At 34.5% G+C, this 12,768-nt stretch carries 9 protein-coding genes; all 9 read left to right on the top strand.

Translation table 11 applies throughout. The features are described 5' to 3' along the window. Nucleotides 1–195 precede the first annotated feature (195 nt). The 9 genes from H0Z29_10825 to H0Z29_10785 all read left to right on the top strand — a co-directional run bounded on the left by H0Z29_10825 (nucleotide 196) and on the right by H0Z29_10785 (nucleotide 12,736). A complete protein-coding gene (locus tag H0Z29_10825; protein MBO8131985.1) occupies nucleotides 196–654 on the top strand; it encodes a hypothetical protein in 459 nt (152 codons plus the stop codon). Nucleotides 655–791: 137 nt separating this feature from the next. Continuing rightward, nucleotides 792–1,802 (top strand): DUF91 domain-containing protein, encoded by a 1,011-nt coding sequence (locus tag H0Z29_10820; protein MBO8131984.1) that lies wholly within the window; start codon nucleotides 792–794, stop codon nucleotides 1,800–1,802. Nucleotides 1,803–1,966: 164 nt separating this feature from the next. Next, the gene (locus H0Z29_10815) at nucleotides 1,967–2,665 is read left to right on the top strand and encodes a methyltransferase domain-containing protein (protein MBO8131983.1); all 699 of its coding nucleotides are present in this window, start codon (nucleotides 1,967–1,969) and stop codon (nucleotides 2,663–2,665) included. Nucleotides 2,666–2,851: 186 nt separating this feature from the next. Further along, nucleotides 2,852–3,538, top strand: a complete 687-nt coding sequence (locus H0Z29_10810) for a hypothetical protein (protein MBO8131982.1) — start codon at nucleotides 2,852–2,854, stop codon at nucleotides 3,536–3,538. A 784-nt stretch (nucleotides 3,539–4,322) separates the two neighbouring features. After that, entirely contained in the window at nucleotides 4,323–4,496 is a 174-nt protein-coding gene (locus tag H0Z29_10805) for a hypothetical protein (protein ID MBO8131981.1), read from the top strand. Nucleotides 4,497–4,781: 285 nt separating this feature from the next. Next, the gene (locus H0Z29_10800; GenBank protein MBO8131980.1) at nucleotides 4,782–5,621 is read left to right on the top strand and encodes a trypsin-like peptidase domain-containing protein; all 840 of its coding nucleotides are present in this window, start codon (nucleotides 4,782–4,784) and stop codon (nucleotides 5,619–5,621) included. Nucleotides 5,622–5,838: 217 nt separating this feature from the next. Then, entirely contained in the window at nucleotides 5,839–6,105 is a 267-nt protein-coding gene (locus H0Z29_10795) for a hypothetical protein (protein ID MBO8131979.1), read from the top strand. 820 nt (nucleotides 6,106–6,925) lie between these two features. Then, nucleotides 6,926–10,054, top strand: coding sequence for an N-6 DNA methylase (locus H0Z29_10790; protein MBO8131978.1), 3,129 nt, complete (start codon nucleotides 6,926–6,928; stop codon nucleotides 10,052–10,054). A 291-nt stretch (nucleotides 10,055–10,345) separates the two neighbouring features. After that, nucleotides 10,346–12,736 carry an alpha-L-fucosidase gene (locus H0Z29_10785; protein MBO8131977.1) on the top strand — a complete coding sequence of 797 codons (2,391 nt, stop codon included), beginning with the start codon at nucleotides 10,346–10,348 and terminating at the stop codon, nucleotides 12,734–12,736. Nucleotides 12,737–12,768: the final 32 nt, after the last annotated feature.

The following is a 12,768-nucleotide window of genomic DNA, read 5'->3' as shown; positions in this document are numbered from 1 at the left end:
ACTCTATTAGGAATATGGACGTTAGTCAAAACATGGTTAATTTGAAAAATACCGCGACAGCAGATAACACAGCATATACGCTGCGGGATTACGCCCTTGCCCTTCGGGACATTGATCCCTTTGGTCGCAACGTCGTATACGCTGGGAACGTCATACGAAATGCCATCAACGTTTACATGATTATGAGGTGACCCGATGCCAAAAATTCTTGAAGAGAGACAAGCTTTTATTGAATCTGTCATACATGATATAAAGCATATCTCGGAAGAGATTTTGTGGAAATCTTTGAATAGGAAGCAATTTCATGACGCTATACAACATGGTATTACCAACTTAGCTAACAGCTTTAATCTTAAGGGCTTGAGTGAGTATCGAGTAGATAATTTCAGAGCTGACGGAAGAGGTGATCTAATTGATGTTGTCTGGTTGGCAGATTTGAGACCTGTTTCAGTTTTTGAAATTGATTCGTCTTTTAGAATTAAATCCATTAAGAAATTGCTAGCTGTCGAAGTACCGTTTCGGTTTTGGGTTTACTACGGAACTAAAGATGCTACATTTTTGATTCAAAAGTATGATCCTAAGAATATAATTCGGGTGGTTCAGTTAGAGAATATACGCTTCAAAAAGAGAAAGAAACATTCAAAAATATTATGAGAGCTTTAGAAGGCACTTCGCCTAACAGCGGACATACGGCTGCTCTTCGCTTTGCACAAAATCGGCAAAGTCGAACTTCGTATGCCCGAAACGCTATCCGAAATTCGGCTCGGCCTCTTTGAAATGGAGGTATATATATGGCAACAGAAATAAAAGTATGGCAAATTATTAACGGTAAATTGGAGCCTATTGAGATGACAATGGTTGAAGCAGGACGAAAAGAAACAGAGGACCTGGAGAAATGGATTAAAAGCAATCCCCAAATACTTGGAGAAGATATATTGATTATAGGGGAGCAGGTGCCAACAAAATCAGGATCAATGGATTTTCTTGGTATAGATAAATCAGGAAATCTTGTTGTAGTCGAATTGAAAAGAGATAAACTCCCAAGAGATGTACTAACTCAAGCCATTGATTATGCTTCAGATGTTTCTTCATGGGATGTTGATAAGCTCAGCGAAATATGTATCAAGTACACTAACCAAAGTTTGGAAGACTACTTAAGTGAGAAATTTGAAGAAATTGATCTAGAAGATTTAACCATTAATAAAACTCAGAGAATTCTCCTTGTTGGTTTTTCGATTGAGGAGTCATTACAAAGAATGATTGAATGGCTCTCAAATAATTATGGAGTTAGTATCAATGCAGTCATTTTGAAATATGTGAGAACAAGGAACGGTGAAGAGCTTATTGCTCGAACAGTAATAATACCAGAAGAGGTCGAGAAAGAAAGAACTAGAAAAAGGCAATTTAAAATTTTAATGTCCGATGAACCTGGAAAATACAATGAAAATGAACTTAGAGATCTGCTGACTAACTATTTATCAGAAGCTAGAACTACTCCCCGTCGTATAAGGGAAATATTGCTTCCTCTGTGTTTAAAACACGAAGTTATAAATAGAGAAGTGATTAAAAAAGAATTACTTAAAAGAGGAGAAGCCAGAGATGACAGACAGGCAGGTATTATATTGACGACCATTTCTAGAGAGATCGGAATTGCTAAAAGAGATTATTTAAGGCAGATTATTCAATATGAAAAGGACCCATCAAAACCTTGGGAAAAGGAAAACTATAGATTAGTAGAATATTACAAAGATTTGGTAAAAAGCGTATTAGAAGAACTGAATAAACGAAAAGAGGAAGAGTGATATGCCACCGAGACGAACTTCCCGCTCGCTTCAGTGCTTTCGCACTCGGACAACAGGGGGATATGTAGCTTCGCACTCGGTTACGCCCAAATCCCACAAAGCGGGACTTTGCATACCCCCGAACGTTGTCCGAAATTTCCCGAACTCGCTAAAGGAGACATGTAATGAATTTGAAAAACCCTTTGGTATTGCGAGTACATAGAACTAGGGCTCAAGCGAAAAAAACTTATGATAAGATCAGTCGATTTTACGATTATTTTGCCGGAGTTTCTGAGAAAAAACATAGAAATCAAGCATTGAAGTTACTAGACATCAAGAAAGGAGATGTTGTTTTAGAGATTGGTTTTGGTACAGGTCATTGCCTAATGAAAATGGCAAAGTTGGTAGGTGAAGATGGAAATGTTTATGGTATTGATATATCTTCTGGAATGCTGGAAATTAGCAAACAGAGGCTTAAAAAAGCTGGACTTTTGGACAGGGTTGAGCTATACTGTGGAGACGCTTTAGAGATGCCCTACGAGAATAACAAATTTGATGCTGTTTTTATGAGTTTTACCCTCGAACTTTTCGATACGCCTGAGATCCCAGAGATTCTTACTAAAATTAAAAGAGTCTTGAAACCTAACGGTAGACTTGGAGTCGTTAGTATGTCAAAGGAGAATGAAAAGTCACTATTATTGGAGCTATATGAATGGGCACATAAAAAATTCCCTCAATATGTTGACTGTAGACCAATATATGTCAAACAATCAATAAATGAAGCTGGATTCAAGATAAAATACAGAGAAAAATTTAAATTATTTGGATTACCAGTAGAGATTGTCATTGCTGTAAAACCATCTAAAGATATAGCAGTCACCTAGGGCTTGGATGTATGGTTGAAAGAAAAAGTAAGTGGGATTAGAAACTCTGCTGCGCTTCGATCTCGCTATTCGGATTACTTAGTAGGAGGATATGTGGCTTGTTTACTCTTGTCCAAATCCCAACTATCGTTGGGAATTCACATATCCCCAAAACGTTATACGCAAAGGAAATAGAAGTGAATTAAAATGGAAAAGAAATTTAACATAGACAAGATAGTATTTGTGGGTCGGAGCTACGACGAGTACATGAAAATGTTTGACTTATCCTTGGATTACCTGAAGAATAATAAAATATTAGATTGTGCATCTGGAGCATCTTCTTTTACAGCTGAATTATCGAAAAAGGGATACGATGTTATCGCTACCGATGTTCTTTATGATATCGACCCTGATGTTCTTGAGGCGAAATGTGAGAATGATCTTTCAAATGTTATGCAGACACTTTTTGGAATCGAAGATATGTATGTTTGGAATTATTTCAAAACCCCTGGCGAATTAATAAAACATCGCAAGGCTACATATAAGGCGTTTATTAATCACTACCGGAATGAGAGAGGTAATAAATATATCAAATCCAAACTTCCCAAACTTCCTTTTAAAGATGATGAATTCTCCCTGGTTTTATCGTCCCATTTCCTTTTTCTATATGATGATAGATTGAGTTATGAGTTTCATGAAGATTCTATTAAAGAAATGCTGAGGATATCCAGGGAAATTAGAATATTTCCCTTGATCGGACTTAATGGTAAGAAATCGTTATTTGTTGATAAAATTATTGACAGTTTAATTAATAAAGTTAATGATTTAGAGATAATGAAAGTACCCTATGAATTTATGCGGGGTGGAAACGAAATGATTAAAATTAAAAAATAGGCAGTTGCCTCAGCGTATAACAGCGAATAAAAAGGGAATCAAGGAATTCTATAAATTACACTCGGCAGACTATTTAGAGTTAAGTTTAAAAAATAAAATTGGACAAGATCAAAATGGATAAACAATTATTTATTCATATAACATTAAAAAAAACAATGGTGCGGAAAACAATAAAATAAAAACAAGTAGTAATAGAATTGGTTGTGGAAATATTCAGATAATATTAAGAGAGAAATTAACTTATCACGATTCTGAATTTGTTATCCGTATGATTGGTATTTTTGGATCATATTCTGTTGGAGGTCCTGATGAAAATAGTGATGTTGATATAATAACTGAGTTTGAACAGTTATTTGATAAAAAACTGATATTTTACACCAGCAGTAATTGATGCGATAAGAAATAAACAAATTGCTGATTAAATTGAAAGAACAGTAATTTATGTTTAGACGAACTGAATAAGTTAAGGATTAGTGTTCTTAAAGAGTTTTTTGTAAATATTACAGTCGGTGCTGCTAAGCACTTGTGCGGGTTTCGTCAGGCGTTAGCTGGCTGCCTGTGGATGTGCAAATTTCTTAAATTGGGTATTGACAAAAATGAAATTGTTTTTTAGTATTTATTGCAACATTGTTATGTAAACTAGAAAGTATTTGGTGAAGGAAATTGCTTTCATAAAAACAAGTGACCCTTTATCAAAGTTCCGAGCCACTTCTGCAGGTTTTTCGATCAAGTCCACCAGACGATTTAGCTATAGAATTACAGCATTCGTATGGAAGAGGCTTAAATGAACTGGATAAAGCGGATAATCGACTTCCACCATGGACCTCAACTTAAAGAGATTAAAGTAGAGCAAGCTGTTAGAAAGGCAGGGATAACCAGACATGCTGGTTATAATACTTTTCGTTGTTCATCTGTTACCCATATTTTGAAAGCAGGTTGTGATGTCAAAATGGTTTAGGAATTATCAGGACATAAAAATGTGGAGACAGCTATGATGTATACTCATGTGATTAATCAAAGCGGAAAAGGTATAAGAAGTCCTCCTGATTTTTAGTTTAAGTTGGTAAAACGAACAACTTGTACAAAAAGAAAAATAAGTATAAAACATGATTAAATTTATGAATAATAAAAAATCAACAATTATTTGGCAACATTTATTAGGTAGCCATGAACATTAGTTTTTTCTTTTTTGCATTAGTATAAATAATATTATATTATGCTTCAATAATAAATCGAGGGAATTATGACAAAAGTTAAAGTAACTGATATTGTTAAAAAGTCTCTAGTTAAAATAGTTGTAATTGATAATAAAACTGGTAAAGTATACTCACATGGTAGTGGTGTGATAGTTAATGAATCTGGTTTTATTTTAACTGCTAATCATGTCGTTTCTAGTCAAGTAAAAGATAAATCTAAAAGTATTTTAGCAATTCCGTATATTGGCGGTGGAGCATTTTCATGTATTTATAAATTTGGTGGAATTAGCCTTGGAATCCAAGGACAAAAATTTATTTCTCCTCTAAATATTGACTTAGCTATATTAGCTCCTTTAAAGCCGCACAAAGTTCCTCCAATTTCACTGTCTCAAGATATCCCCAAAGAGGGTACAGAAGTAATTATGGCAGGTTTTTCAGAAGATTTACGCCTACCATTAGATTTACCTGAAAATATAGATAAATCTGCAGTTGGCGGTCAAGAAAATATAAATAAAATCAAAGAATTTTCATATTCAATTATCCCCTGGATTATGGTAAAACATGGAATAATTGGTGGCGTTTTTCACATTATATCTAAAAATTTTAAAACTAAATTTTTCGAAAAACAAATTTCGTTTTCTTTAAAAGCTGCTGAATATTGGATAGATAATACATATGCAAGAGGTGCTAGTGGAGGACCTGTCGTTGATATGGATGGTAATTTGTTAGGGATAATTACTGAACGTGGTGAAACCTACGAATCAGATTTAACACAAAATATTTTATTTCCTATACCATCTGGAACCGTTAGGGTTTTATCACATAAACTAATTACTTGGAGTTTGGAAGAACTGACAAAACGATGGAAACCACCTTATGAAAAATAATCTGAAGCATAACGGGCGCATAAAACTGACTGATTCATTACATATTGGTAGTTCAAGATGTTTTCTTGTTAGTCTATCTCAAAGTTTGTATCAAACAATAAATTATGAAAAAGTTCAGGCAATTTTTTCTTTTAATTAATCAGTTTGCTTTTTTAAAACATTGTATCGATGGTTGTCAAATTATGCGCAAAAATTTTAAAAATATATAGGAGGTGATATGGAAAAAAATGTTGTGGAAAGGATCATTCAATTTCTTAATGAAAAATGGCAAAAACGACCCTGTCCTATGTGTGGGGTTGGAAATTGGTCAGTTCAAGATAGAGTTTTTGAGTTAAGAGAATTTCGTGGTGGAAGCTTGGTAGTAGGGGGCACACCAATAATGCCTATAATTCCGGTAATATGCAATAATTGCGGCAATACTATTTTAATAAATGCTAAAACTACAGGTTTTGTTATAAAAGAAAAGGTAGATAAAGATGAATGAGAAATACTCAATTCAAGTGAAACAAGGTTATAAAATTCTTCCACCCAAGTCAGGTAAAGCTTATTCCATTTTATGTGAAGAATGGGATAATTTAAAAAAAGATATTGAGACCATTACCGAAAAACTTAATATATATATAACTCAATAGGTTTTCTCTTTCTCGGTATAGGCCTTTCGACACTAATCGCTATCATTACTGGATCCGTTATTTCAACGAAACTTTGTATCGCATGGTTAGTAGTACATGTCACCCTGATTGTAGGTGTTATTTGTTTATTCTTTGCATACCATAGACGAAAACTTAATAAAGAAAGAGAATCTAATATTATTAGCCATATGAATTTAATAGAAAAACGGTATCAAAATGAAACGTAATAATTTTTAACGACCAACTTCACTGTATTATACTGCGGCGCGATCCATTACCACCGGTAATATTTGTTGTTATATACCAAAAAAATGAATTATACTAGAATGAATTTATTATTTCAACTTTTAATGTTAATTTTTTTCTTATTCTGTAACACTATTTTTAGTTTCCATATTAACAAATATTTTAAGAATGCTATTGTGAAAGATTTCAGAAAAATTTTTGTTTTATAATCCGAACTAGAAACGTACTATTTCTTATTAAATATTATAAATGGTATATCCGGAATGCAAAACAAATTTATAAAGATACAAATATCTATTTTACAGTCTTTCTTCTTTCCCAATTTGAAAAATTGTTTTTAGATTTTATATGATGTGGAAACAAAGAAGAACATATGTTCAATTTGAAATTGAATTTATTAATACTATTAAGGGAGAAATATATTAAATGAGAGAAATACTCGAACGATACCTTGAAAATCTTACTGAAACTTTTAATCGTGGCGATGCCCGTGAAGAAAGTTATTACAAACATCTCGAAGAGTTGATCAAACGATATGCAGAAATTCAGAATATTAAAAACATTGATGTAACTATCATTCCTAAAAAGACTGAGGCAGGAAACCCTGATTTTCGTGTATGGGACGGTAAAAACCATATCACCGGATACATCGAAGCCAAAGATCCTTCAGTCACAAATCTAAATTATATTGAGGGAACAGAACAATTAAAACGATATTTATCTACCTTCCCTAATGTGATTTTGACAAACTTCTATGAATTCCGGCTTTACAGAGATGGTAAGCTTATCGAACAGGTAATGATAGGGCGTCCAGTAATTGCACAAAAACTGCAAAAAACACCGCCTTTAGAAAATGCGGATAAATTCAAGAAACTACTTGGCCTGTTCTTTTCATTCTCACTTCCAAAAGTCCAAACTGCACGCTCTCTTGCGATTGAGCTGGCAAAACGAACACGTTTCCTTCGTGATGAGGTGATAGCAGTCGAAATGTCAGAAAAGAGTAGTAAAGGGCATAAAAAAATTATCGGTTTTTATGAAGCCTTTAAAAAATATCTGATTGCAACCTTAACCAAGAAACAATTCGCTGATTTATATGCCCAAACCATTACTTATGGCCTGTTTGCCGCGCGAACAAGAGCAAATGGCGAGTTCAATCGTAAACTGGCTTTCGAATTTATTCCCCATACCATTGGAATCTTACGCGACGTTTTCCGCTTTATATCGCTTGAAGATCCACCAAAATCCCTGCAAATTATTGTTGATGATATCGCAGAAATTCTAAATGTCGCCGACGTTAACAAAATCCTGCATGAATATTATAAAACCGGTAAGGGAAAAGATCCAATCATCCATTTTTATGAAACATTTCTGGCAACCTATGATCCAGAAATACGCGAGCGGCGAGGCGTATATTACACACCAGAACCGGTGGTTAGTTATATTGTTCGTTCTATTCATTCTATACTGAAATCCCATTTTGATCTGGCGGATGGGCTTGCCAGCAAAGAGGTGAAACTACTTGATCCAGCGGGTGGAACACTCACCTTCCCCACCGAAGCCATACGATTTGCTGCTAATGAATTTAAAGAAAAGTACGGCGAAGGCGGTTTGCACACATGGATTAAGAATCATATACTGAAAAATTATTATGCCTTTGAACTGATGATGGCACCTTATGCAATCGGTCATTTAAAGATAGGCTTTATTTTTGAGGAACTTGGCTATAAAATGGCTGAGGATGAGCGCTTTAATCTATTTCTGACCAATACACTGGAGATGGAAGAAATCAAACAAATCTCTATCCCGGGACTTTCATCTTTGAGTGAAGAAAGCCACATGGCAGGTAAGGTAAAAAAAGATCAGCCTGTGCTGGTTATTCTTGGAAATCCGCCCTACAGCGGTATATCTGCCAATATAAACGAATGGACTGAACGATTGCTCAAGGAAGATATAGATAGTACCCAGAGTTATTACAAAGTCGATGGTAAACCACTTGGCGAGAAAAATCCTAAATGGCTACAGGATGACTATGTAAAATTTTTACGTTTTGCCCAGTGGAAAATTCAGAGGTCAGGCTATGGAATTGTGGGTATGATTACCAATCACAGTTATCTTGATAATCCTACTTTTCGCGGTATGCGCCAGAGCCTTATGAAGACCTTTGATGAGATTTACATTCTCGATTTGCACGGTAACAGCCTGAAAAAGGAAACCACACCAGATGGTGGCAAGGATGGAAACGTTTTTGATATTCGCCAGGGTGTAGCGATTGCTCTATTTATTAAGAATAAAAAGCCGAAAGAGACAAAAGTATTTCATCGGGACTTATATGGATTGAGAGAAGAAAAATATGAATGGCTGGAGAGAAATGACTTTAAGAAAGAAAATTATGTTGAGATAAACCCGCAAAGCCCTTTTTATTTCTTTGTAAAAAGAGATACTGAAAAAGTACAACAATATTTAGAATGGAAACGAATCAATGAGATTTTTCCGGTAAACAGCGTTGGAATTGTTACTTCACGGGACAATTTTGTTATCAGTTATAATAAAAGGGAATTACAAAATAGGATGTTACAATTTCAGAATCTTTCTCAACCTGATGAAATAATACTACAAGCATATAATTTAAGAAATAAAGCAAACTGGAAAATTAAAAGTGTAAGAGAAGAAATATCAAAAATTACCAACATAAATGAATACATTAAAAAGATACTATATCGCCCATTTGATGAAAGATACATTTTTTATCATCAAGCCTTGGTTGAACGCATGCGTCCCGAAGTCATGTGCCACATGCTGGAAGAAAATATTGGGTTGACTATTTCAAAACAAGTTAAAGCAAGCCGAGATTGGCGACATTGCTTAATTTCTGAATTAATAATTGAAAGTTCATATGTATCTAATAAGACTAGTGAAATAACATATATATTCCCATTATTTCTTTACCCCGATAAAAACAAGAAGGACATATTCAATCAACACCAATACGAAAAAGAACCAAATATCCCAGAAGAAATTTTTGAAAAACTGCAATCGGTTTATGGGCAAAAGCCTACGCCGGAAGAGATTCTTTATTATATCTACGGTGTTTTTTACAGTAACATCTACCGCGAAACCTATGCTGAGTTTTTAAAAATTGATTTCCCGCGCGTGCCTTTTACCGCCAGTCATGAACTATTCAAACAAATAGCTGGCTTTGGAAAGCAGCTGGCGGACCTGCATCTTCTCAAAAGCCCGGATCTAGATCCACCAATTGCTAAGTATCAGGGTAGTGGTACCAACGATCGCATAGAAAAAGTCATTTATAAGGAGAGTGAACAACGTATTTACATAAACAAAGATAAATATTTCGAGGGTATCACACCAGAAGTCTGGAACTACCACATTGGTGGTTATCAGGTACTACAGAAATATTTAAAAGACCGCAGGGGACGAAATATGGACGATGCACCTCGCTATTGCCGTATTATCACAGCGATAAGTAAAACAATTGAAGTACAGGAGCAAATAGATAAGATTTATCCCAAAGTGGAAAAAGAACTTGTCCAATTTTAAAAGGTTTGAGGATAAATTAAAAAAATAAAAATAAATAAAGAATGCTAAAACTCTAAAATCTTACCGATAATGCAGGTTATATTCCAATAATACCTCACATATTCTTTAATCGTCAGTGCTAAATTTTAAAAATAAGATTGTACAGATTCATAATAATTAAAAATAGGGAAAAATAATATCGAGAAAAAATATAAAATATAAAAATTATAAAAATTACTCGCTTTAAATTTAAAATTGTTTATATTAAAAGGATTTAGAAGGGTACAATTTGAAGAGAGGGGTATTTAAACAATGAAAACTAAATTGTTGGTTATTACAATTTTACTTATTCAGCTCTGTGTACCAATTCAAGGGCAACCTTTTTCACCATCATTTGAATCGTTGGAGAAAGTGAACCCCGTTCCAGAATGGTTTAAAGATGCAAAGTTCGGTATTTATTTACACTGGGGGGTTTACTCGGTGCCAGCATTTGCCAATGAATGGTATCCCCGAAACATGTACATAGAAGGATCTGCTGAAAATAAACATCATATAGAAAAGTATGGTGATATAAGCAAATGGCCATATCATTACTTTATTATTGGAGCAAAAGATAAACAGGGCAACTTTGTCCAATTTGCTCCCAAGCTAAAATCAAAAGGTGGAAACTTTGACCCAGATGAATGGGCTCAACTATTTGCCGATGCAGGTGCTAAATTTGCTGGAATGGTTGCCGAACACCACGACGGTTTTTCAATGTGGGCAAGTAAAGTTAATCCCTGGAATGCAAAAGATATGGGACCAAAAATTGATCTGGTTGGGTTGCTATCTAAAGCTATCCGAAAAAGAAACATAAAACTATTTCTCTCTATGCATCATGCATACAATATAACTGGATATTATGAGTATGTTCCCAAAATGGATGATCCCAAACTCCAGATACTCTATGGCCAACAGGGAAAAGAAAAAAATGAAGCTCTATGGTTGGCTAAGCTTAAGGAATTAATAGATTTGTATAGACCTGATATACTATATCAGGATTTTAATCTGAATAAAATCTCACAACCTGTATTACTTGAATTCCTGTCATACTTTTACAATCGTGCGATAGAATGGGACAAAGAGGTTGTTGCAACTTTCAAGGATGGATTAAATATAGAATGTGCAGTTCTTGACTATGAGCGTGGTGGTCCAACGTATCCTACTGAATTTTACTGGCTTTCCGATGATGCCATAAGTCCATCTAGTTGGTGTTATACCGATGGTCTAACATATTATTCGGCAAAACAGTTATTACATTCATTAATTGATAAAGTTAGTAAGAATGGTAATTTGATTTTGAATATCTCACCGAAAGCCGACGGTACAATTCCTCATGAGCAAAAAGAGATACTCTATAAAATCGGAGACTGGCTTAAAAAATATGGAGAAGCTATTTATAATACGCGTATGTGGGACTGGTTCGGCGAAGGTCCCACAAAAATGGGAGCTGATCATGGTGTTTTCATAGCTCCTCCTCAGGGCACTGAGAAAGATATTCGTTATACTCGTTCAAAGGATAATACAACCCTCTATGCAATTCTTATGGGTTGGAAAGAAGGCCAGAAGAAAATAAAACTATCTCTTTTGGGCTCAGATAGAATTAACCTTAAGAATTTGAAATCGGTCGTAATGATAAATGGAGAAGCAAAAGAATACATTCCTCTAAAATATAAACAAAAACCGGATGGGCTCATTATAAAATTACCTGATAAGTGGTTTGATGAAATGGCTTATGTTATAAAGTTTAATTTTGATAGTAAAATTCCCCCACTGAATAAATATGCAGAGCTTGATTGTACACCTCATTATTATCTTGTCCCTCAGAACAACGCAGGAAATTTAGTGCTTGGTTCAGAATTAAAACTTACAACACAAAGGAAAAATATCGCCAACCAGTGGAAATTAGAATATGTTGGAAAGGGCGTTTATAAAATTTCAAATCGTAAAGAAAAAAATAAAGTAATTCAGTGTAATGAAGATGGCTCCAGGCTAATTGTATCTAACTTTACCAATGATGACAATCAGCTCTGGAAAATTGAGTACACGTACTACGGTCTATTAAAAATTATCAATAAGAAATTTCCAAATCTCATGCTTTCTGTTAATACTCCCGTTAAAGAGGGCAGGAAGGCGAGTTTGCTTGATTCAAAAGATGGTTCTTATTTTGGATGGAGGTTATTGGAAGTTTGTGATAAGAAACAAAAAGCATTCAAAAAACATACTATCCCGGGTACAATTGAAGCAGAAGATTTTGATATGGGTTGTCCCTGTGATGCCTACTATGATAAAAACGATGTTAACGAGGGTGGAGAGTACAGATTTAAAGAAGGTGTTGACATTGAAAAATGTTCTGAAGGGGGTTACAATGTTGGATGGATAAATAAAGGTGAATTTTTATCGTACACGGTAAATGTTAAAAAATCTGCTAAGTATCGAGTCCTATTCTATATAGCATCTTCCTTCGATAGCGGGAAAATGCATCTTGAATGCGATGGAAAAGATATCACAGGTACTTTTTCAATTCCCAATACATCAGGATTTCAGAAGTGGGAGGTGATAAAAAAGGAAATCAAACTCAATGCCGGAAAACATGTACTCAGACTTGTTTTTGATGGTAATTACTTTAACATAGATAAAATGGTTTTTGAAGAAATAAAATAGGTTAGCTATGAATGAGTTGTTACTGAATTTTA

It is taken from the genome of Candidatus Neomarinimicrobiota bacterium, assembly GCA_017656425.1.
Classification (GTDB): domain Bacteria; phylum Fidelibacterota; class UBA2242; order UBA2242; family B5-G15; genus JACDNV01.
The sequence above is the reverse complement of the archived record's forward strand: the minus strand, read 5'-3'. Positions and strand labels throughout refer to the sequence as shown.